This is a genomic window from Acinetobacter sp. FDAARGOS_558, assembly GCF_003937785.1.
Taxonomy (GTDB): Bacteria; Pseudomonadota; Gammaproteobacteria; order Pseudomonadales; family Moraxellaceae; genus Acinetobacter; species Acinetobacter baumannii.
On record NZ_RKJH01000001.1, the window covers coordinates 2,709,863 to 2,734,347 of the forward strand.

Sequence of the window (24,485 nt, forward strand, 5' to 3'; positions counted from 1 at the left end):
TGTTATGGCTCCATAGGTTTCAGTTGACTTTCATCAGCAATGGTTGGGGTTTGCAATTTTTCTTGCTGCTGAATTTGGCGGTGTTTATATTCAGAAATATGCTCACCGTTGAAAGTATCTTTCGAAATAATGTCAGGAATAAGATAGGCATTATGATCTTCAACTTCACCACCATATTTTGTTTCTGGTAAATAAGTTGAGTCATATGGCTGAACACTAATAACTTCGCCATTTTGATCAGTTTTAAGAATAGATTGCTGATACAGGGCATGATCTTGAATTTGCTGAGCGGTATTTGTGGTGTAGTGCAATACAGGTGAAGCAAATGCTACATAAGCCACTAAACCGGCAAGCAAGATATAGATGACTGTATCGTTACGTGGCGGTGCTTTTTCAGGTAAAGCACGATAAATAATATAAGCAGGATTGATCGGGTCTTCTTCTGGTGGTGATGCACGCCAGAATAAAATAAAGCCGACACGTGTTAATGCAATAATGCTTAATAAACTCACCAAAAGAACAATACCAATAACCCAGCCTTGATATGCAGTTTCAACAGTAGCCTGTAAAATAAATACTTTCCCAAAGAAGCCACTAAAAGGTGGTAAGCCTGCGAGCATCATGGCAATCAGGAAATAGGTCAGCATGGCTGCTTTTTCTTGTTTAATTCTCGGTGCAATCTTTAAATGGTCTTTAAAATCACCGCGCTGTGAAGTCATCCAGCCACAGAACAGGTAAAATGCTGCACCAATCAGGGTACTGTGGACTAAATAGAATAATGCTCCAGACCACGCTTGTGTATTTGACATAGCAATTGCAATCAATAAAGTACCAATTGAAGACAGCACCATAAAGCCAACAAAACGTCTGAGGCGATCTGCACCAATTGCGCCAATCACGCCATATAAAGAAGTCACTAAACCAATTGGAAGCAACCAGCTTTTAAAGATTTCTTGGCTGAGTACATCATTAAATACAGTTCCATTGACACGCAAAATGGCATAGATCCCCACTTTGGTCATAATGGTAAAAATTGCTGCGACAGGTGTACTTGCCACGGCATAAGTTTTTGGTAGCCAAAAACCAACTGGTAGCATGGCCGCTTTAATACCAAATACGACAAATAATAGTAAGGCACCTGCAACTGCTAATTTATGTTGATCTGCATCTAAGGTCGGTAGCAAACGTGAAACGTCAGCCATATTGAGGCTACCTACACTGCCATAGATCATGCCAAGACCAATTAAGAACAGGGCAGAGGCTAAAAGGTTAATAATGACGTAGTGCACCCCAAGCTGAAATCTCGGTTTTCCTTGTCCATGTAATAAGAGGACGTAGGATGCCATGAGCAAGATTTCAAAGAAAACGAACAGGTTAAATAAGTCGCCTGTGAGAAATGCGCCACATAGCCCCATTAAAAGAAAATGGAATATGGCGTGGAAATAGCGACCTCTCGTATCCCAGTTTTCACTGGCATACCATAAAACCGGAACTGCCAAGGCATAAGTTAAAACCACCATAAAAGCTGAAAGGCGGTCGAGTACCAGCACAATACCAAAGGGAGCTGACCACTCGCTCAACTGATAAACCGTAATTTGGCTAGTGTTTGCAACAAGCAGATAACTAACGGCAGTGATTAACCCAGCTATTGCTGAGATCAAACTAATGCCACGGCGCCAAGGTTGTCGCCAATCTTCTTTTAATGCACCAGCGCCAGGGTTGCCTAGAAGCAATAAGATAAAACCAGTAAATGCCGGGATGAGGATACTGAAAATTGGTGTATTAGCTTGCCAAAAAGATAAAAAATCAAACATCACGGCTCATCCTCACGTGGGTCGTATGTTGGAGAAATATCTTCTTTGGCATCAACATGGTCACTACCGGATTCATAACGGCTACGTAATGCGAGTTGCACAATAAAAGCGGTAGTGGCAAAACCGATCACGATTGCTGTTAAAACAAGTGCTTGTGGAAGTGGATCTGTAATATTGGTGGTTTCGGTTAGGATGGCTGGTGAGCTGACTTGCAAACGACCCATCGCAAACAAAAATAAGTTAACCGCATAGCCCAGCACTGCTAAGCCCAACACAACAGGAAAGGTACGCGCACGTAAAATTAGATAAATGCCTGTCGCAACAAGTAGCCCAATGGCAGAGGCCAGTAAGAATTCTAAACTGATCATGATGATTTCTCCCCATGAGGTACAGGACCAGACATACTCGAGTGGCGAGAGTCCCCTAATACAGAAATGAGTAGCATGGTAGCGCCTACTACGGTGATATACACACCCAGATCAAAGCTTGCTGCTGAAGCCAGATGTAACTTACCTAAAACTGGTAATTCAACATAGACGTGCGCACTGGTTAAGAATGGACGTGCCCAGAACCATGCGGCAATGCCAGTAAGGCCTGCAATTGTTAATCCGGAGCCAATCCAGATTTCGTAAAGACGACCGGATTGTGCTTTTAACATTTGTTCTGCTTGATCTTGACCTAAAGCAATGTACTGAATAATCAGTGCCATTGAGGTAATTAGACCTGCAATAAAGCCACCACCCGGGTAGTTGTGTCCACGCATAAAGATATAGACACTTACGACCAATGCTAAAGGTAACACCCAAGAGGCCGTAATACGGAACATGAGTGGAGATGGGTTAAAACGGTAGGTGAGGCCTTGGGTCATGGTGGTGCCATGTACGCGCATGCCATCCATGAGACATAGCGCACCAATCGCAGCAATGCCTAGTACTGTAATTTCACCAAAGGTATCAAAGCCACGGAAGTCCACCAAAATAACATTTACAATGTTTGAACCGCCGCCAAGTGGTAAAGATTGCTGAGCAAAGAACCATGAAATCGAATTATGATCACGCGTTAAAATAAGCCATGTAATCCAACCAATTCCTAAACCGCCAATAATTGCTAACGCAGCATCTCTCCAACGTCTTGAGCGACGAGATTCATATGGCGTAAGTTGTGGGAGTAACGATAAGCTCATCAACAACAGAACAGTCGTAACTACATCTACCGTAATTTGAGTGAGTGCTAAGTCAGGTGCCGACATGGTGACAAATACCATGGTAACCACAAGACCAATTGCACCGCTAATGAGTACAGCCTTGATACGTTCGTGGTGGAACCAAAGCATCATCCAGCAACCTGAGAATAAGGTCAGCCAAAGAACTACTGCAATCCATGGTGCGTGAGTCAGCTCACGTGTACCTGTGGTAAGGCTCTGATTGAACAAAGGCAGAGTAACCATGACGATGCTAAAAGCAATGATTAAGAACAGGTAACTTTGCAAAGAACCATTTTCGGTTTTTTGTTTAATTTTTCGGCTTGTTAATAATAAATGCTTTAAGAATAAGTCAAATAAAATACGGCCTTGTAAGCGCCCTAAACGTGGGTCAAGGTCGATCTTACGAATCATGCCATCTTTTGCTAGGGCAAAATAGAAAAGCGTACCGCCAACCAGAGCAATAATACTCATGATTAATGGCGCATTAAATCCATGCCAAATTGCAAGATGAGTACCTGCAAAATCAGGTTGCATAAGACTTGCACGTGTCACGCTGTTAACTAGAGGCTCGACCAGTAGAGCAGGGAAAATACCGACCAAAATACATAGTATCGCAAGCAATATAGCTGGTGCTCGCATGCCGATAGGTGGTTCGTGGGCATTTTTATTTGGAACTTGTTTACCTACGGGGCCATAAAAAAATACGCCGTGTACTAAGCGAATTGAATAACTGACTGCAAAAATACCGGCAAGCGTCGCAATAATACTGGCAAAGATAACAGTAGATCCTGAAAGGCTCGCTAATAGCTCGGTAAAGAACATTTCCTTAGAAATAAAGCCATTAGTGAGAGGAACACCTGCCATTGATGCCGCTGTAATCATAGTCAGTGTTGCGGTAAACGGTAATAGTTGCCAAATCCCACTTAACTTTCTAAGGTCACGTGTACCTGTTTCATGGTCAATGATCCCGGCAATCATAAACAGGGCAGCTTTAAAGGTTGCGTGGTTAATAATATGGAAAATTGCCGCAGCAACAGCTAAAGGTGAACCAATACCAAGCAGGCAAACGATAAGACCTAAATGACTAATTGTAGAATAGGCTAGCAGTCCTTTTAGATCTTCTTTAAAAATTGCGAAGCATGCGGCCATACAAAGTGTAAATAGGCCGACAAACGTGACAATGTTGTGATAAAGCGCAGCGCCAATGAAAATAGGTGCAAGACGAGCTAATAAGAAAATCCCAGCTTTTACCATGGTGGCAGAGTGCAAATAGGCCGACACGGGAGTGGGCGCTGCCATTGCATTGGGTAACCAAAAATGGAACGGGAACTGAGCACTTTTAGTAAATGCACCCAGTAAAATAAGCAAAAGCGTCGGAACAAACAGATAGTGACTTTGAATGAGGTCTTTCATTCCGACAATATCATTAATTTCGTAGGTTCCTGTGATTTGTCCTAATAAGACAAACCCACCTAGCATGGCGAGTCCACCCATACCTGTAATGGTAAGTGCCATACGCGAGCCACGTTGAGCAGCTTCGTAATGACTCCAGTAACCGACTAATAGGAAGGATGAAATACTGGTAAGTTCCCAAAAGACTAATAAAATAATTAAATTGTTAGAAAGAGAAATACCAAGCATTGCTGCCATAAACAGCATGAGTAATAAATATAATTTACTTAATGAATTTTTAGGGCCTAGATAATAATAGGCATAAATATAAATGAGTGTACCGATACCGGTAATAAGAAGAGAAAATAATAAACCAAGGGCATCAAGTCTAAAGCTCAGATTAATTCCTAATTGTGGTAACCAATCCCAACTTTGTTGAATGCTTGCACCACCAAGCACAGTTTTAGCCTGAGTCAGTAATAAACCAAAACTGGTTAAACTGACTCCGATCGCCCCTAAAGCCGTTACTCCACGTGAAAACCGTTGAAGCAATGAAACAAGGGTGGTGCCTAATATTAACGGTAATAAGATAATTATCGGTAGCACACTCGTATCCATATATAATTTAGACCGAAGCCTAAAGGTGAAATTTTCATTTCAGAATAGATAGGAATTCAAAGAGATTTCCAAAGCTTATATTCTGAAAACCCGACCAAATTAGAAAAATAAAGCGAGAAACAAGTTGTATTGCGCAACTTGAATAATAAAAACGCAAAATGAAATTTATTGTACACTAAAAAATCATTAAAAATCTGATGTTATTACATGTGGTAACAACATCTAGTGATTTTCCAGCTCAAAAAACCAGATTTCATCATATATTTAGCGAATTCGGTTTTATTATAAAAATTGAGCGAAATGGATAATAAATTTTAAAGAGAGGAGGTTTCTTCCGAGGTGTCTCCTGCATGAATCATACGTAATAATTCATTTTTTTGCTGTTCATTTAGATTTTGGATTTGTTGGTACAAACTATCAATTTGAGCTGTTGCCGGCTCGGTATCAAGCGGTAAGGGATCCATATGTGGCGTTAACGCTTCATCTCGTTGTAATAACGTATAAAGATGTTCGAGTTGCTGCTGAGTAGTATTTAAATCAAGTGGACTTATTTTTCCATGCTCTAATTTAAAACATTGATATGCGGCTGCATGTTCAAGCAATTCTTCACGGCTTCCAGTCACAATAATTTGTAAGCGTGGAAATGCGCGATGAAGACGATTTAAAATTTCTGAGCAATGTGCTGCATCTAGTTGTGAATCGATCTGGTCAATTAACAAAACGCCTTCACCTTCAAGACAAGGGTCTAAGCTCAACGGATTGAGCAAACAAAGCCTGCGAACCACATCGCCTACGAGTGCAATCCATGTTTTAGTGGTGTTGGAAAGTTGTTGAAAGGCCAAGACTTCACCCTTGTAATGTGCCATAAGTTGAAGTTTTGGGTGATATTGCAAATAAAAGTCTTCAAGCTCAGGAAAAATAATCTTTAACGCCGATTTTAATGCGTACAAATTAGGTGAAGGAAGCTGTTTAGGGTGTCCTGCCAATTCAAGTTGTAGCTGACGTAAAATTTCTTCCTGATCTTGTGAATTGGATTGTTTCGAAATAATTCGCTGCACAACATGAGCCGCTTGCGCATTTTCAATATCGCTAATTTCACGTAACCACTCAAAAAAGCGGGCGAAGGTGGTAAACGGAATAAAGCTAATGTCATAAGCAGAAATAGACTGAGTAATACCCGGTAAATTTTTATTCAGTAAATTTATATCGTTAACAAATCGCTCTGACGGATAATAAGCGAGTAAGGGAAGACCTTGAAGTGGGTCTTTTCTTGTGACTTGATGATAAAGGGTAATGGTTTGATCGAGCTGCTGGGTTTCAACTTGACTAATCCCTACGCCACTTGAATTTAAGGTCTTGAACAGTTTCCAGCTACAAAGAGATGTGTCGGTTTGCTGGGTTGAAGTGGTTTCAGGGAGCTGTCCAAATTCCGGTGGAATCTGGATGCTGACTTCTATTTTAGACTGCAAACGAGAATGGCTAATGTCCTGATCTGGCATGACAATGCCTGGGGTGCGTGCATCTTTAAGGCGCGCAGGAAACCACGTTAAAGCATGATAAATATGCTTGAGTAGCATACTTTTGCCAGTTGCTTGCTCGCCTAAAATTAAAGTAATCGGTTGTTTGTCATATTGAAACTGTATTTTTAGGTCATGAAACAGAGCAATATGTTTAAATTGGATAGATTCAAGTTTCATAGGCTCACCTAATTATGAGCGCTTCAACCAACCGACTGACGAAGACTTAAAGGCGCCCTTAGTTTTAATTGTTGTATCAGATCATAAAGATGATGGATATTTAGACTTACTTTAGCACGAGTACAGGCAACGTACAGTAATCTTAACTCTTCATCTGTAATCTTATGCTCTAATCCATTAATTTTAAATTGATAGTCGTCTTCAATATGGACACGGTTCCATTCCAGCCCTTTCGCTTTATGGGCAGTCGAGATGACATAGTCAGCTTGCTCAAGGGGAGTAATCTTTGCAAGTGCTTTTTTTAATGGGTCAGTGCCGTGATCATCTACCAGCTTAACCAATGGTTTAATATCGCTTCCTTCATTGGTTTCGCAGTACTCATGAACATCATGCCATGAGTTAAACCATGCCAACTCAGGAACGTCAGTAACTCGTTTTCCTTGCTTTAAGAGACTTGCAGCATCTACAAAGCGGTTTAGTTTTTGATGGTCAGCTTGCAAACTCACTTTATCGCCGTGAACTAAGCCTGCCAATAACAGCTCCATTGCGCGAGCATTGGTACGACACAAAATCGCATCACGCATTTTTGTATGCGGTTTATTGACTACACTTGATTTCTGGTTCGGATTACCAAGCAAAGGAACTGTCTCATTTAAGCCGCCTAGCAACGCATTGGCGACATCGGCAATTGCCTCTCCAAAACGAAAAGAGGTCGTTAGGCGAGACTCAGGCAAAGGCAGTTGTTGCATGGCATTTACTGCACCACGCCACGCATAGATTTGCTGGTGGGCATCGCCTACATAAATAACCTGAGTACTTTTTTGACGAAGCAAAATACCTAGCATTAAAGGGTCAGCATCTTGTGCTTCATCAAATAAGACATAATCGGCCGGAATATTAGGCTCAGATAATGCCCAAAGTTTGAGGTAAATATCGTGACCAATTCCGGCTTGATGGTTTGGATCGATGGACTCTAACCAGCGACGTTCTACTGCCGGGTAAAGGTGAGTTTGAAGTGCAGTAATATCGTCTGGATGTAACCAGTTTGGCGCCTGAATATGTCGAGGCGCTGGATATTGAGAACTGGTCGAACAGAAATAGCTCACCGCATTGGCGACAAGACTCGCTAGGCGACTTGGCATTAAGACGTATTTTTCATAACGTCCACCCATCATGCGCCGTAAGGTAATCGGTTCTAGTCGATATTCTTTTGCAATAAAGCTTGGGCTTAAGCGAGGTAAACGTAATTTATCAGTTACGCCACGTGGCACACTGCGAAAGGCGAGTGAGTGAAAAGTACGGCAGTCTACATTGCGATGAAATTTGTTTTGAGCTTCACCAGCAATGGCTTTGTTAAAAGCCAAATACATACCACGCCGTTCAGGCATGGCATCACTAATCATTTGCAACGTAGTAGTTTTACCTGTGCCCGCATAGGCAATCACTTTAAATGATTGCCCAAGACGTGCGTTATCTATGGCAATTGCTTGCTCATAGGTGGCTTTAGGTTTTTCGATATTCGACACTGAGTGATTTTAAACCTTATTGCGGTTAGCTTTTTCAACTAAACCAGATAAACCCTGACGACGACCTAACTCGTCAATAATAAGTTGTGGATTAAGATCGAAATAACCCAACATGACAATACTATGGAACCACAAATCGGCAGTTTCATAAATCAAGTCATTTAAATTGCTTTCTGTATTTTGAGCAGCGTAGTCTTTCGCAGCAATAATGGTTTCTACACCTTCTTCGCCGACTTTTTCTAAAATTTTATTGATGCCTTTTTTGTAGAGGCTTGCAACATATGAAGTGTCTGCTTCTGCTTGCTTACGCTCTTGCATCAATTGCCCTAAGTGAGCAAGTACATCCACTTGTTCAGTAGTATGAGCATGATCGTGATTTTCAGCTTTGGCTTTGTCGCCATAAATTGCAGTAGGGTCTTTTAACTGTGCATCGACAATTTCCCAGCCCTGTGGGGTGAGTTTACGGTAGAAACAAGACTCACGACCTGTATGACATGCGATACCGCCATGTTGCTCAACCTGTAATACAATCACGTCGCCATCGCAGTCCAGACGAATTTCATATACCGTTTGGAAATGACCTGATTCTTCACCCTTGTGCCAAAGTTTTTGGCGAGAACGGGAGAAATACACAGCCTGATTTTTTTCTGCTGTGAGTGCGAGTGATTCACGGTTCATCCACGCCACCATCAAAATACGTCCGGTTTGATGATGTTGAGCAATGGCAGGGATAAGACCTTGTTCGTTAAATTTTACTTCATCGAGCCATTGCGTGTTATTCATGAGGAATCACCAAAGAAATATGAACTATAAATTGATTTCAGTCAGATGCTAAAAATAGCTTGTATAGTGTACGGCATCAACGCCACTTTGCGGAAAAATTCTTTGTCCTTTTTGTCTCTCCCAGCGTAATGAGTAGCTTGTGCTCGGCTACTTTTAAAAATCAGTCAGAGATTCACTTTTTAAATGAAACGTACTGCTTTCTTTAGGTAATTGAGCTACTTGATCATATTCAAGATGGCGGAATGGTCCTGTCTTTAAACCTGAAATTGTGATGGCCATTTCTTTTCGAAAATAAGGAATTTGATACATCCAAGGGAAAACTAAATCTCTTAAACCTCCCGCCCACCAATGGTCAGATTGATAAAGTGGTGTTAGTAAGCGACTAAGAAATTGATAAAACTGGGTGGATGAACCGCGAAGCTGGTGATAATGCTGCCAGAGTAGGGGCCAATCAATATTCTGGTTTTTTTGAGCATGTCGCAATGATTGAGAAAAAGCCCAAGCATCTAATAATGCCATATTGGCCCCTTGTCCCAACTGTGGGCTCATCGCATGAGCTGCATCTCCAATTACCCCAATTCGACCTTGACCAAATTGAGTCATGACGACATCACGATAGTTTGCAGATAGCCATTTGGGCTGAGTTTGACTGTTATACAAAATTTCTTTGAGCCACTCTGCAACTTTGGGCCAACGTTCTGAGACTTGCTTTAACCAAGCTTGTTTAGCCTGCTCATCTTGCAAAAAACTTTGTAATTGTGGCGTAGGTAAGCTCCAAAAAACACTTGAAAGGCGCTGTTGAGGTTCGGTTGGAATCGCTCCCGTAGGAAGAATTCCCATCATAATTTTCGAGCGATCATAAAATTGATGCAGAATTTCAGAATCGAGGACTTGGCACTCAGGCACGATACTCCACGCAGCCCCCCAAGGATAAGCTTTGTCAACCTTTACCCATGCTTTAGGGCGTAATTGACTACGAGCACCATTGGCAATGAGTAGTCCATCAAAGCAAGCATCAAACTTTTGATTTTGATGACTGCCGAATAGCCGAACTTCATCGTTATGTTCTACAAAACTTTCAACGGAATGATTCATGCACCAGGTAATCTGGCTTGAATATTCGCTAAGTTTTTGAGTGAGAACGTGACATAAAGTGGCTCGGTGTATACCTAGACCATAAAGATTTGTTGATGCTTCGCGATAGTGACTGTTAACTAAAAGACGCTTGTCTGGAAGTTGTCCTTCTAAGCCTGTGACTTTCGCACCTAAGGTTAGGGCTTTGTCGAGCACACCTAAGTGCTCAAATACGGCTAAGCCCGCAGGTTGTAGCAGTAAACCTGCACCTACCGGAGATAACTCATCAACTTGTTCAAAAATAGTAACGTGGTTGCCTTCACGGGCGAGCAAAATCGCAGTGGCTAAACCTGCCGTGCCTGCACCAATAATGGCAAAATGAGGTGTTTTCATTGTTTGTTCTTTTCAAGCATTCATAAAACTAAATTTAGCAATGAACGGATAATTGATCTATATTTTTTTAAATTATAAGTTTTACCCATAAAGAAATCCCTTGCATGGGCAAGGGACTTGGAAGTTATTTCAATACACGCCAAAGCGCCAATAAGCTGCTCAACACAATCAAAATAATAGATACAAACCAAGGGCTAATAATCGCAATAGTTAGCAAAATTAGCATAGTACTGCCAAACATCCAGCTACGACGTTGTTGGTGTTCCATTTGTAAACGAAGCTGTTGAATTTCACGTAACTGACGATCTTGCCAAGCAGACTGATTTTTTAAACCATTTAAGCTATCAATAATTAAACTTGGGAAATCTTGAGCGCCTAAAAGCAGGTCTGGTAATTGCTGACCAAGCTCTTTTACATTTTTGACTGGGTTCATATTAGATTTGACCCATTCTGTCAAAATTGGTTTTGCCAATTTCCAGATGTCGAGCTGCGGATAAAGGTCCGTACCTAGGCCTTCTACATGCACCAAAGTTTTGAGTAGCAGCATGAGTTGTGGCGGGATTTCTAAATGGAAGCGACGGGCAATATCCATCACTTGAATTAAGATACCCGCAAAATCAAGCTGGTCCATTGGCTTAGACACCATTGGTCCAACAGTACGGCGCATTTCACGTGCTAACGCGTCTTGGTCTGTACCCGGTGGAATCCAGCCAGCTTGATGCACAATTTGAATGAGCTGCATAAAGTTGCTGTTCATGACAGCAAGTAACATGCGGGCAACCGTCATTTGGTCGTGTTTAGATAGCTCACCCATAATTGCACAGTCCAGCGCAATAAAGCGTGGATTGCTTGGGTTAATGGTTTCTACAAAGACATTACCGGGGTGCATGTCGGCATGGAAAAAGTTATCGCGGAATACTTGCGTAAAGAAAATGGTTAACCCTTTTTCTGCAAGTTGTGCGCGGTCCATACCTAAACGATCAAAGGTTGCCGTATCTGAAATAGGGACACCAGTAATACGCTCAGCCACCATCACATCTTTGGTGTCCATGTAGACTTCTGGCACATACATCATGGTTGAATCAGTGAAGTAATGGCGCATACGACGGGTGTTATCTGCCTCAATACTCAAGTCCAGCTCATTTAAAATGATTTGGCGGTAGTCTTGAATAATTTCAGATAAATGTAATGCACGGGCAGCTTCAAGACGACTTTCTAAGGTGTTGCCTAGCCAAGCCAGAATTTCAAAGTCTTGTAAAATCTGGCTACGAATGTCTGGACGAGTAACTTTAACAACAACTTCACGTCCATCATGTAGTGCCGCTGTATGAACTTGTGCAATTGAGGCAGCAGCAAGGGGTTGGTCATCAAAGCGAGCAAATAGTGTATTTACGTCTGCTTTTAAAGAATCTTGAATACGTTGTTTGGCAACTTCTCCATCAAAAGGTTTGACCTGATCTTGAAGCAAAACCAGTTGGGCGAGTATTTCAGGTGGAATCAAATCACGGCGAGTTGACAGGAGTTGTCCAAGCTTAATTGCAAGCGGCCCCATATCTTCTAAAGCTTCTTTAAGCTTTAAAGGATTTTTGCGTTCACGACTAGACCATGCTGCCGGATGCATTTTTATAATATTCAATGCATGCTTAGCTTTAACAGGTAATTCATCCGCAGGGAACAACGTATCGAGTCTATAGTGCGCTGCAATACGCCAAAGTTCGAGTAAACGTGAAACGTGCGGAATCATATAAAGTCTTACCTAGTCTTGAGTGGGTTGTAGTTGTGCATTGAGCTGCTGCAATTTAGCTTCTAGACGATCAATGTCTTGATTAAGCTTACGCGTAGCCTGATTTAAATCGTCCATTTCCCAACGTGGGGCAAATAAACCGCTGTCTTCTTTTAAGGCATCTTCAGCAAAAAATAGATGACTTTGAAGAGAGCGTTTTAAATGTTTTGGTGCAAGTTGAATCTTACCGATTTCGTGAGCGAGTTGAGGACCAACCCATTTTGATAGATGCGCAGCTAAATCAGGTTCAGCTTGCTGCATAATTTTTTGAATATCCTGCAAGAGGTGATAATCACCTTGAAGCGGGATATTACCAATCTGGTCTGGATCGCTTAATAATAATTTGATCAGTTCAACGACATCTTTGACATGCAAAGTTGCAGTGGCTTCAGAAATTTTAAATTGTGGATCAAAAGGGCGCTGCTCAAAAATAGATGGCTTTTCACTGTGCCCTGTAACGGTAGGTTCAAGACGTACTTTTTCTTGGTCAAAGAATACATCAACAGAAAGTTGCGGGCTATCGATGATAACACGCAACATTTTGCCCTGTAGCTGATTGAGCTGAATGCGGGTTAATGCATCCAGATCGATCAGATGATGAATGATACGTTCGACTGCACCGAGTGCCAGAATCGACCACATATCGTTATCCCTTACAGTTTGAAACCGCGGTGAACAGCAACAATACCGCCAGTCAGGTTGTGATAGTCACAGTTCTGGAAGCCAGCATTTTCCATCATACCTTTTAAGGTGCGTTGGTCTGGGTGCATGCGAATTGATTCAGCCAAGTACTTATAACTTTCTGAGTCATTGGCAACCAATTTACCCATAATCGGTAAAGCAGTGAATGAGTAAAGGTCATAAAGTTTTGAGAATGGCTCAAATACTGGTTTAGAAAACTCAAGAATAAGTAAACGACCACCTGGCTTAAGCACACGGAACATAGAAGCAAGCGCTGCGTCTTTATCTGTCACGTTACGTAAGCCAAAGCTAATGGTGACAAGGTCAAAGCTGTTGTCTGCAAATGGTTCTAAAGTTTCAGCATTGGCAAGTACAAAATCGACATTGGTGCAGCCTGCATCAATTAGACGGTCACGACCTACATTGAGCATAGATTCGTTAATGTCTGAAAGTACCACATGACCTTGTGGACCAACTTCACGGCTAAATACTTTTGCTAAGTCACCTGTACCACCTGCAATATCCAACACGTGTTGGCCACGGCGAACACCAGACATGTTAATTGCAAAGCGTTTCCATAAACGGTGAATACCAAATGACATCAAGTCATTCATAAGGTCATATTTGCTTGCAACCGAGTGGAAAACTTCAGCAACTTTTTGTGCTTTGTCTTCAGTTCGAACTGTTGAATAACCAAAGTGTGTTGTTTCACCAACGTTGCCAGTGTTGCCTGCACCACGTGGTAAATTGTATTTAGGTACAGAACCATTCACAGGCGTATCTGTTAAGGTTTGCTGTAAAGATTGTTGTTGCCCTTGAGGGGTACCTTGAGGTAACGGTGAGCTTAGGAATGGGCTAACTTTGTCTGAACTTTGTGCCTGCTCAGTTGGAGATGTTGGCTTTTGGTTTTCGTTAGACATATTGTCTCTCCTAGACTCAAACTCAAGTGAAACGGAATAAGTTCTGCATGATGACAGATTTTGTCTATTTTTACAGGCATCATCATGCAAATATAATGAATAAAATCTCAACTTCGTGAGGTTGAGTTTTTTCTATGTGCCGACCTTATCACACTCTAAACGGATTCGGATGTCCTGAATGTACTTTTTCAACAATCTGGCGTTCTTTTTCCGTAAAAGTTTTAATAAAGGCCTCAGCCGATTTTAAAGGTTTCATTGCGCTAAAACCATCTTGAATAAAATCATACATCAATTCGAAGTGATATTTTTGTGCAATACCTTTACACATTTTAAAAGCAGTAAACATCATAAATGAACGCATGTATTTATCGAGTGCTGCTCCTAAATCGTCAAGAAGGGCAAGCTGCTGGTAACGGGCTTCGGCCTGATCAAGCTTGATTAAGGTTAAGCGCATGATCTCGTCGGTAAGTACAGTATCTGCCGGATAGTCTTCAAGAAGCTGCATTGCTACTTGTTCATCAAGTTGAGTGGCAAGTACAGCCAAACTTACCGACTTTGTACCTGTCTTAATTGCGTTTTCAGGTAAAACCTTTTCTGCTTTATGTGCATATTTCAATAAACGTTCAATTTGTGCTGCAAGCGCATCGAACTCTGGTCCACCATATAAACGGTTTAAAAAGTACTGAGCCATCAGTTTGTGTTCTGGTAAATTAAAAAAGTCGTGATGCGTCTCTTTCATCCGTTCTTTTAGCCATGTTTGTACATCTTGCAAACGTTGGGCAAGCACTGGATTGTCGTGATAATTAAATGTTTTATATTGTTGTAAAAGTTCATCAAAAGCAGCGAGTTTAGACATGTAAGGCTCTAATATTGGGCTATTTACAAAAAATCATAAGAGGCATTGTAACCTTCTACTATGGCGAGTAGATGTAAAAAAAATGATTTATGCGTCAATTTTCAGGTTAAATCATGTTGCAATGACATAATTTGTATAGCAATTCATCATCCAAGCGCATAAGTTAAATAATGGCGAAATTAAATAAAAAGATTAGAGCAGTGGACCATGAGTGAACAACAACCAAAATTTGAAATACGAGACGAAGAACAGCTTTCAGTTGATTTAATTGAAGCACAATATGCTTTAAAAGAAAGCCGAGGAAAACCCAATGCCAAAAGCACACTCATTTTAATGAGTGGTATCGAGTTAGCTGGAAAAGGGGAAGCGGTTAAACAGCTTCGTGAGTGGCTAGATCCAAGATATCTGCGGGTGAAAGCAGATGCACCACGTGTGCTGACAGACTCTGAAGCATTCTGGCAGTCTTATTCAGCATTTATTCCGACTGAAGGCCAAATTGTGGTGATGTTTGGCAACTGGTATAGCGATTTGTTGGTTACGGCAACTCATGTGTCAGAACCTTTGGATGATGCGCGTTTTGATGCTTATGTTGAAAATATGCGAGCGTTTGAACAGGACCTAAAAAATAACTATGTCGATGTCATTAAGGTTTGGTTTGATCTTTCGTGGAAATCACTCCAAAAACGGTTAGATAAAATAGATCCATCTGAACAGCATTGGCATAAGCTTCACGGCCTAGACTGGCGTAATAAAAAACAATATGACACTTTGCAAAAGCTACGCCGTCGCTTTACCGACGATTGGTACATTATTGATGGGGAAGATGAAAAACAGCGCGATCAATTTTTTGCTCAGTATCTTTTACAACACATGCGTCAGCTGCCTGAACATGAAACTGAAGTCAAAGGTAAATGGCAGCAGGCAAAAATTCCCGAGAGTTTATTAAAACCTGCTCAGGAAAAAATGGATAAAGCCGAATATAAAAAAGAGCTCGACAAACTCAGTAAAAAAATTGCCGATACCATGCGCTTTGATAAACGTAATGTGGTGATTGCATTTGAAGGGATGGATGCTGCGGGTAAAGGGGGTGCCATCAAGCGAATTGTTAAAAACTTAGACCCGCGTGAATATGATATTCACTGTATTGGGGCGCCTGAACGTTTCGAAGCAAGACACCCGTATTTGTGGCGTTTTTGGAATCGTATTAATGAAGCTGAAAAAATTACCATTTTTGACCGTACCTGGTATGGTCGTGTGCTGGTCGAGCGTGTTGAAGGATTTGCTTCACCTATCGAATGGCAAAGGGCATATGACGAAATCAATCGCTTTGAAAAAGACTTATTTGATAGTCAAACGATTGTGGTAAAAATTTGGCTGGCAATTAGTAAGGATGAGCAAGAGCAGCGTTTTAAAGCCAGAGAAGAGACACCGCACAAACGCTTTAAAATTACTGCCGAAGATTGGCGTAACCGTGATAAGTGGGATGATTATTTAAAGGCGGCTGCAGATATGTTTGAGCGAACCAGTACCGAATATGCGCCTTGGTATATTGTCGCAACAGACGATAAATACACTGCACGCTTAGAAGTGTTAAGAGCTATTTTAAAACAGCTGAGAGCAGATTAAACTCTCAGCCGTAAGTTAGATTTTAGTTTACAACCGTGCCACGACTTTTTTGTTGAATACGTTTAGCAAGGTTGTAGCTGTCATTTAGATGAGTTTGGGCTATTTTTTTCATCATAAAATAGCCTAAACTTGCTGCGACAAGTTGCCCACCTAGTGGAACGAATTTTGTCACTTGTTTGGTAACAATCTTTCCAAAGAAACCGTTAAAGGTTTTTTTAACGGTAGTGCGAGCGACCACAAAGCCTGAAAATTGAAAGCCGCGTTTTCGTAATTCATCCCAGTGAATTGTTTTTGTTTTTGGATCATAGACACTGACATGTTCAGGCGCTAAACCAAAACGGGAATTAATATCGGGAATAAGCTGTGACAAAATTCCCAAATCTACTACCACGTCAAAAAAAGGAATGGGTACAATTGCTGCACCAGCAGAGACGTAAGCTCTTTTCTGAATGAGTTCTTGGCACTCATCGCGAATTTGTTCCAGATTTAGGCTAGGATCAATATAGTCAGGAATGTTATCAATTTTCATAATGTTTTACCTGTAATGTGTTCCTTGAAGGTGCCTTGCCAACACAAGGTAAGTGACACCTAAAATGAGATTATGCTGTGTTTAAACCAACGTGACATAGTCAGATTCAGTTGTATAGTAATGAATGTTTATGATTTTGTGCATAAATTATGCGAGTAGGATATGAAATAAATGGGTATCCATGTTATTCAAAGTCAACGTATTGATGTGTTGTTGCAGGGCGTACTGGCATCTACGTCCCAGCCGTCAACGCATCCATTACAGGTTTTGAAAGCCCAGCATTTCATTGTGCCAAGTCCTGCCATCGAGCAGTGGCTGATACAAAAACTTGCAGAACAGCAGGGAATGAGCGCTAATTACCAGTTTCACCAACGTGTGCGCGGGTTTCAGTGGTATGCCTATCAACAGGTCCTCACGGCGCATAAGGAGCAGGTTCGTAAAGCCAATATTCCACGCTTGATTTTTAAATGGCGTGTACATCAAGCCTTACAGGAATTTATTCAGCCTGAAGTTATGAGTATAGATAGCTCTCATCCACTGCATTCTATTGTTCAACGTATTTATGACAGCGCAGATCGGCTTGAACAAGGTATTGAGAAGCAGCTAAAAAAACAAAAAATGTTGTATTGGGTTGCCGAGCAGGTTGCCGATTTATTTAGTAACTATATGGTCTATCGGGGACAGTGCCAGCGTGGTTGTGAAAATACCTGTACTTGTCCAAATAACTGGTTAGCAGCATGGGGACAAGGACGATCACTCGATATCGAAAAGTATATTGCGCAGAAAGATAAAGAAATTTCTGCTTTTACTTTACAGCAAACCCAAGAGTTAGAGCGTTGGCAGCGCTGGTTATGGCAGCAGCATTTTCATGATGATTTTATGCAAATGCAGCAAATTGATGAGTTGTTTTGGCAAGAGTTAGAGCATCCTGAGCGCCAGAAGAAGGCATTGGCTCGTTTGCCGGAGCAAATAGTCATTTTTACTTTACTGGATTTACCACCCAGCCAGCTTCAGTTTTTACGTCGTTTAGGGCAATACATTGATGTTTTGATTTTGCACTATAACCCTTCGCAAGAATATTGGGCCGATAGTGTCGACCCACTCTGGAAACAGCGCTATGACTTAGGGGTAAAAGAGCGTTTTATAGCGAAGAACCCCCAAGCGACCGATGCGGAAATTGCCGATTTCTTTAATAAATTTACGCTTAATTTTAATGCTGAGGCGCGTGAGTCAAGACATCCGCTGTTAACAAGATTGGGCAAACAAGCCCGCGACCACTTCTCATTACTCTCAAACTTGTCTACAGGTGAAGAAGGTAAGTGGGTGGATGCTTTTGTCGATGATTTTCCTGAAAGTTTACTTGGCAAAGTTCAGTCAGATATTTTGCACTTGGTGGAGCCCCAAGCAAAGCAGTATGAGCTTGCCCCTAACGATGACTCAATTCAGATTCATGTCTGCCACTCGACATTACGGCAACTTGAAGTATTGAAAGAACAATTGATTGGCTGGTTGGCAAAACCGCACGAACAGCCGCGTCGTCCAAATGATATTTTGGTTTTAGTTCCTAATTTGGCAGAAGTAGAGCCTTTAATACGAAGTGTTTTTCCTGCTACAGCGACTGAGCAAGGCGTGCATTTGCCTGTCAAAATAGCAGGAATTGCCTCACTCGATGCACTTAATGCATGGCGTGCCGTGATTGGGCGTATTCACCTTATGCAAGGGCGATTTAGCTTTGATGAGTTTGCTGACTGGCTTGGTTTACACGCGACTCAACAGCGTTATGCACTTGAATATGCTCAAGTAGAGCGAATTTTAAATTTACTTGCCGATGCAGGGTTTAAACGTGGGCTTGATGCAGAACATCTGAAACGTAGTTTATGTGACGGCGATGATGATTATCGATATAGCTTTAAATTTGCTTTAGAGCGGTTAGCGCTCGGCATAGCAATTCCCGAACATGCTACATTTAATCAGGTGCTGAGTTACGCTAAGGTTCAACCGGGCGATTTTGAGCTTATTGGTACACTCATTCAAATTTATCAAGATTTAAATGAACGCCGTGACTGGCTCATTATGCATGAGCAGAAAAAAAGTCATACGGTGGAATACTGGCTGCAAATACTCTCGCAAGATATTATTGAGTTTGAGCAGGCCGGTGTTGCTGCTTTAAAAACTGCGCGGGAAATTGTAAAAAAACAAGAGCGTATGTTAACGCTCGCAAGCTACTATGCCGAGACAGAAACAGGCACCTTACGTAAAATCACCTTGCCTTTGCCTTATATTCTGGATGAGATTCAGCGAACTTTAGAAAATCAAACGGCTCAAGCTGAACCGACTGGACAGATTACCTTTGCCCAGATTGGACAAATTCGTCCTTTACCTTATCGTTTAATTGTGATGTTGAACCTTGATGCGGGGCAGTTTCCAAATCGAGACACCCATGTGCCATTTGATTTGATGGATGCCTTACGTCAACAATTAGGTGACCGTTCCCGTCTTGAGGATGACCAAGGCGCTTTCTTAGACGCCTTACTTTTAGCTCAAGAAAACTTATGGCTGTTTTATAACGGCTTTGATGTCAATGACGGTGAGGTGAGAGATCCTTCTAGTATTCTTCAAGAGTTCCGTGAGCATCTTGCACTTATTGTAAAGCCGGAACCAAATGCACCCGATCGAGAAGTGATTGAAGGTATTGAAATTCCCTCTCAATTAAAACAGCTCTATCACTTACATTATTTACAGCCGTTTGACCCTAAAGGTTTTATGGCCGAAAACCGCTATATTCGTTATCAAGATCACTGGTTTAACGTGGCGATGCAAATTCAGCAAGCTTCCGGTGTTCTTAAGCCTTGGGCAAATATATCTTATCCTTTAGAAATACCTGACATGTTGGTTTTAGACAGCCATCAGTGGATACAGGATGTGACTTTTCCTGCACGCTTATATTTAAAAACTTTGGGCGTAGAAAACTTAGGAAATGTAGGCGTATTAGATCAGAATGAACCTTTGCTTTTAGATGGTTTGGGCCGTTATACCATTCGACATTTTTTACAGCAAAACGAACAGCAGGCACAGCCTGAAGTCCTACTTGATCAGTTGCCTGTAGGCAAAGTTCAATACAGCGCATGGCAACAGGGCATTTTTGAACAGGAATGTTTGCTTGAGCGCCTTCATCATTATGCGTCAGCCGTGACACAAACGACTCAGCGTGTGTGGCGAATTGCCAAACAGCTTCATATGAATATTACGGTGCCAAAATCTGAAACTCAGGATTGGGTCAGCATGGAAGCATCAAGTGCTCGGGCAAAAAGACGTGCAAAAGTCTGGTTAGAGTACCTGCTTTGGTTGGCCTATTTAAATGAAGGAAGTGCAGGAACTGAAAGACGCCGTATTGTGGTTTTTAGTGACCAAACCGTCATCTGTAAGGGTATTAGTTCAGAGCAAGCTCGGCAGTATTTACAACCGTGGTTTAAAATCTGGCGTTATGCTCAACAGCAGCCACTCGTGTTACCAGCAGCTTTATTATTAAAGCCACTTGAAAAAGCCAAGGCATATCAGTGGGAAACAACAAATCCGACAGAAAAAATAAAACTGGATGAGAAGAGCTATGCGGAGCTGTTAAAATACTGGAATGAAACGGGGACATTTACCTCTATTGATATGACACAAAATGAAGCGTGTAAGTTACATCAAGACTGGCGTTTCATTTTGCAAGAACAAGATGCACAAGCATTACTTCAACATGCTTGTGATGAGTTTGCCTATGACCTGTATCATCCGGTTTTTCAATTTCAACATTCGGAGTAAGACATGAACTCAAGAGTACAGGTGTCTTATCAACCTATTATTGATATTGAATTTAGTGGACTGCATTTAATTGAAGCTTCGGCGGGTACTGGAAAAACCTATACACTGTCGAGTTTAATGGTCCGTATTTTTCTTGAGAAATATTTACCGGGCCAAGTCATTGCGACCACCTTTACCCGTGCGGCTGCGGCTGAGTTAAAAAGCCGAATTCGTGCACGTTTGGTCGAAACCTACCGTTACTTAGATGCCAAGCGGAGCCTGACCGAAAAAGAGATTCTTTTACAGGCCGAGCAAGAATCTGACTTATTGCTGCAACATATTCTCAAGCATTTTGCGACACGGATTGCCTATGCCTGTGAGCGTTTAAAGCTCGTGATCGATCAGTTGGATGAGCTGTTTGTCGGAACACTTGATAGCTTTAGCCAAAAGCTATTACGTGAGTTTGCCTTTGAAAGTGGCAAAATTGAACGTGCTCAAATTACCGATGATGCCAAAACCTATAGCCGACAACTGATTCATGATGTACTACGTGAATGGATACAGTCTCAACCTCAAACCGTGATTGATGCGTTGTATCTGGCAGGAGAGTTAAAAAGTGTCGACAGTTTTGTCAAACTGGTCGAAGACTCACTGAATTTTAGTTCGGCTCACTTTAAACTTCCTGAAAAGCCTACCATTCAGTTTGAACAGCTTGCTCAGCTCAAACAGCTGGCAGCAGAAATTGATATCAGTCTTCTAGAACCGTATTACTCGCTTGATGGCGAGCACTATAAACATGTAAGCGGCACAATATTCCGTAATGGGGCATTTAATAAGTTATTTAGTGAATGTTTGCCACAGTTATTACAAGTTTTAAAGCAAAGCGACAGTATTTTAGTTTTTGATGGGTCTTTGGCAGTACAACGGGAACTTGTTTTTAAGTTTTTAGGCCAGCTTGCCGATCAGAAAGTTTTCAAGAAATGTCCTGCCGAAATTTCGGATGGATTTTATCAGCATCCTTGTATTCAGCAGATTCAGCAGTTATTTGGTGTGCTGAAAAACTATGCTGAACAGTTCGATCAGCTTCATATTTATTTAAAAGCCTATTTGTGTGTAGAGGTTAAAAAACGTTTACCACAGGTTTTACAAAACAAGGGCGAGACGACTTTTTCTCAGCAAATTCGCACTTTGTCAGAAGCTTTAAAGGGCGAGCAGGGGCAACGTTTCGCCGTATTTGTGCAGGCTCGATACCCCTTAATTTTGGTTGATGAGTTTCAAGACACCAACCAAGACCAAGATGACATGCTTGCCAGCATTTGGCGTCATCCAGAACGTTACCAAAAAGGTTGCATGATTATGGTGGGTGACCGTAAGCAGGCAATTTACGGTTTCCGTGGTGGGGATATGCTCACCTTCTTGAATGCCTACAAAGATATTCAGGCAAAGCATGGTCGTGAATATAAGTTAATTCATAACCACCGTTCAGTCGCTGACTTGGTTGAAGTGGTTGATGCCTTATTTCAAAGGCAAATCGACTTTGGTGAACAGGTTCAATATGACCCGATTCGGGCAGGGACTCGACCTCATCCGGTTTTAATTGATCAAAACCAGCCTAATCCGCATCCTTTACGTTGGCTCATGCTAAAAGACAAGGAAACGGAAGCACAGCAAGTCGCGTGGAAAATACGTGATTTACTCAATCAGTCACATGCAGGACAACTTTATTTTCAAAAAGATGCTCAGACTCAAACCTTAAATGAAGATGATATTGCGGTCTTGTCGCGTAATCATGATGGTCTTGATAAAGTTCAATTTGAATTAGAACGTTTAGGAATACGAGTTAATCGGCCATCAAAACGAAGTGTTTTTGATTGCACAATTGCTCAGGATGTTGGGGCCTTACTCACTGCGATTCTTCATCCTTACGATGAGGCCAAAGTGAAACGAGCTTTGATTAGCCGTTTATTTGCTATGGACCTTAAACAGCTGTTGCAACTCGAACAAACGGCCGAAGGTTTAAGCCAGTTTATGACGGGTTTTGATACTATTCGGGAATTGTGGTCAGCTCAGGGCTTTTTAGTAGCATGGCAGCAATGTTTAAACCAATTTGGCATTTGGAAAAATCTGGTTGCTGTCCAGAGTAAAGATAATGAGCGGGTTGTGGTGAACTTGCGTCATTTGACCGAAATTTTGAGCCAACATAGCGAGAAATATCAGGGCGCGCAAAATCTCTATCACTGGTATCTCAAGCAATTACAATCACCGCTTGATCGTGAATGGGAGTTAGAGCGTAGGTTGTCGAGTGAAGCTGGCGTACAGCTCATGACCATTCACCAGTCAAAAGGTCTTGAGTTTAAAATTGTCTTTTTGCTCGGGGCCGACAAGCCATTTCGGGAAAATAACAAAACACTTAACTTCTCGACCCAAGATATAACAGTTCCAGAGTCGGCTCAAACTCTAACACAACGTGTTGTTGCGATTGCCGATAAAACATATTTAAACGAAACCGAGCTGAAGCAGCATGAAGAACGGGCTTTGGCGGAACAAAACCGTCTATGGTACGTTGCTTTAACTCGGGCAAGTCATCGTGTTTATGCGCTCTTACAAGATACGGATGGCAAGTCTGTTTCAGGTTTGGCATTTTGGAAAAACAGAGCTGAACCATTCCAGCACCGTTGTTGTACCGATGAAATAATTTTGGAGCAACCACCTGCTGCAAGACATTTAAATCAACACATCAATATTATTGAGATACAGGCACAGCATTTTCCTGATCAGCGCTTTTATTCGAGAGGCAAAACCAGTTTTAGTTATCTGGCACAGCATTTAAGACATAAAGTAGGTACAGATTTACTCGCGAGTCAGAGCCATGAAGCTGTTTTAGCCGAAGATGAACTCGATCAGGTTATTTCTGTTGAGGCGCCCGCAGCACAGCCCATTAGCTGGATCAAAAGCAATTTTCCAAGAGGGACGCTCGCAGGTAATTTCTTACATGAAATTTTTGAGCATATTGATTTTCAATGTTCAGATGAGTGGGTAAGCAAAATACGTCGTCGTTTTAAAAATGACTACAGTAGTTTGTGGCAAGATTTATTAATCAAATACCAAGAAAGCTTTCCCGAAGAACAAGAAGCGGAATATTCGCTTTATCACGCTGTGGCCGAATGGTTGCAAGAGATTTTAAGCACGCCGTTATATCAAGGCTTTCGCCTAAATCGGTTACAGCCAGAGCACTATTTATCAGAGTGTCCTTTTTATTTGGCCCTGTCAGATCGTGTACTAGCCATGAAACGTATTCAGCAGCTGTTTGCTGAATATGGTATGGAAATGCCAGAGTTATTAGAGGCTCGTTCTGCACGATATTTAAATGGTTCGATAGACTTGGTTTATTTTGATGGGCAGCGTTATCACATTGCTGACTATAAGAGTAACTATTTGGGTGAGAACCTTGCTGATTACAGTGTAGAAAGCATTGCACAAAGTATGTCTTTAGCCAGCTATTGGCTACAAGCGGGCCTGTATTTGGTTGCGTTACATCGTTATTTAAAAGTCAAAATGCAGAATTATGATATTGAACAACACTTAGGTGGGGCAACTTATCTTTACTTACGCGGTATGAATGGCGAAGCTGAGCAAGGTTATTATTATTGGCAGCCAAGTACAGAATTTGTTCTACGACTCGATGCTATTTTAGGGTACTTTGCTGAGGATAAAATTGCATAAAAAATGCTGATAAATGATCTAATTTTAGAATTAACAAATACTTGGGGTGTGGATAAGCCTGTCTATAACCATGTGGACAA

15 protein-coding genes are annotated in these 24,485 nt (G+C 41.6%); 3 read left to right on the forward strand and 12 right to left on the reverse strand.

The window, feature by feature from the left end; genetic code table 11:
• Window positions 1-2 precede the first annotated feature (2 nt).
• The 11 genes from EGT34_RS13060 to EGT34_RS13110 all read right to left on the reverse strand — a co-directional run bounded on the left by EGT34_RS13060 (window position 3) and on the right by EGT34_RS13110 (window position 14,741).
• Complete coding sequence (locus tag EGT34_RS13060) at window positions 3-1,814, reverse strand: monovalent cation/H+ antiporter subunit D (RefSeq protein WP_000459277.1); 1,812 nt, start codon at window positions 1,812-1,814, stop codon at window positions 3-5.
• Complete coding sequence (locus EGT34_RS13065; protein ID WP_000624229.1) at window positions 1,814-2,182, reverse strand: Na+/H+ antiporter subunit C; 369 nt, start codon at window positions 2,180-2,182, stop codon at window positions 1,814-1,816. The genes EGT34_RS13060 and EGT34_RS13065 overlap by 1 nt, the downstream gene beginning before the upstream one ends.
• On the reverse strand, window positions 2,179-5,028 hold the full coding sequence (locus tag EGT34_RS13070; RefSeq protein WP_031972041.1) for a monovalent cation/H+ antiporter subunit A: 2,850 nt from the start codon (window positions 5,026-5,028) through the stop codon (window positions 2,179-2,181). The genes EGT34_RS13065 and EGT34_RS13070 overlap by 4 nt, the downstream gene beginning before the upstream one ends.
• A gap of 314 nt (window positions 5,029-5,342) precedes the next feature.
• Window positions 5,343-6,725, reverse strand: a complete 1,383-nt coding sequence (locus tag EGT34_RS13075; protein WP_000764524.1) for an AAA family ATPase — start codon at window positions 6,723-6,725, stop codon at window positions 5,343-5,345.
• A gap of 23 nt (window positions 6,726-6,748) precedes the next feature.
• On the reverse strand, window positions 6,749-8,251 hold the full coding sequence (locus EGT34_RS13080) for a UvrD-helicase domain-containing protein (RefSeq protein ID WP_000065138.1): 1,503 nt from the start codon (window positions 8,249-8,251) through the stop codon (window positions 6,749-6,751).
• A 9-nt stretch (window positions 8,252-8,260) separates the two neighbouring features.
• Window positions 8,261-9,034, reverse strand: a complete 774-nt coding sequence (gene hisIE / locus EGT34_RS13085; RefSeq protein ID WP_001066566.1) for a bifunctional phosphoribosyl-AMP cyclohydrolase/phosphoribosyl-ATP diphosphatase HisIE — start codon at window positions 9,032-9,034, stop codon at window positions 8,261-8,263.
• Window positions 9,035-9,187: 153 nt separating this feature from the next.
• On the reverse strand, window positions 9,188-10,501 hold the full coding sequence (locus EGT34_RS13090) for an FAD-dependent oxidoreductase (RefSeq protein ID WP_000856580.1): 1,314 nt from the start codon (window positions 10,499-10,501) through the stop codon (window positions 9,188-9,190).
• Window positions 10,502-10,625: 124 nt separating this feature from the next.
• Complete coding sequence (locus tag EGT34_RS13095; RefSeq protein ID WP_000612212.1) at window positions 10,626-12,245, reverse strand: ABC1 kinase family protein; 1,620 nt, start codon at window positions 12,243-12,245, stop codon at window positions 10,626-10,628.
• A gap of 12 nt (window positions 12,246-12,257) precedes the next feature.
• A complete protein-coding gene (locus EGT34_RS13100) occupies window positions 12,258-12,926 on the reverse strand; it encodes a ubiquinone biosynthesis accessory factor UbiJ (protein WP_000269705.1) in 669 nt (222 codons plus the stop codon).
• 11 nt (window positions 12,927-12,937) lie between these two features.
• Window positions 12,938-13,885 carry a bifunctional demethylmenaquinone methyltransferase/2-methoxy-6-polyprenyl-1,4-benzoquinol methylase UbiE gene (ubiE, locus tag EGT34_RS13105; RefSeq protein ID WP_000064210.1) on the reverse strand — a complete coding sequence of 316 codons (948 nt, stop codon included), beginning with the start codon at window positions 13,883-13,885 and terminating at the stop codon, window positions 12,938-12,940.
• A gap of 148 nt (window positions 13,886-14,033) precedes the next feature.
• Window positions 14,034-14,741: an FFLEELY motif protein gene (locus tag EGT34_RS13110; RefSeq protein WP_000039800.1), complete on the reverse strand. Its 708-nt coding sequence runs from the start codon at window positions 14,739-14,741 to the stop codon at window positions 14,034-14,036.
• 207 nt (window positions 14,742-14,948) lie between these two features.
• Between EGT34_RS13110 and EGT34_RS13115 the strand changes: the two genes are divergently transcribed.
• A complete protein-coding gene (locus EGT34_RS13115; RefSeq protein WP_000003544.1) occupies window positions 14,949-16,367 on the forward strand; it encodes a polyphosphate--AMP phosphotransferase in 1,419 nt (472 codons plus the stop codon).
• 22 nt (window positions 16,368-16,389) lie between these two features.
• Here the strand turns inward: EGT34_RS13115 and EGT34_RS13120 are convergent, their stop codons facing one another.
• On the reverse strand, window positions 16,390-16,896 hold the full coding sequence (locus EGT34_RS13120) for a hypothetical protein (RefSeq protein ID WP_000687236.1): 507 nt from the start codon (window positions 16,894-16,896) through the stop codon (window positions 16,390-16,392).
• Window positions 16,897-17,067: 171 nt separating this feature from the next.
• On the opposite strand from EGT34_RS13120, the gene EGT34_RS13125 reads away from it, so the two are divergent.
• A complete protein-coding gene (locus tag EGT34_RS13125) occupies window positions 17,068-20,703 on the forward strand; it encodes an exodeoxyribonuclease V subunit gamma (protein WP_000511255.1) in 3,636 nt (1,211 codons plus the stop codon).
• Window positions 20,704-20,706: 3 nt separating this feature from the next.
• A complete protein-coding gene (locus EGT34_RS13130) occupies window positions 20,707-24,405 on the forward strand; it encodes a UvrD-helicase domain-containing protein (protein WP_001088731.1) in 3,699 nt (1,232 codons plus the stop codon).
• Window positions 24,406-24,485 lie beyond the last annotated feature (80 nt).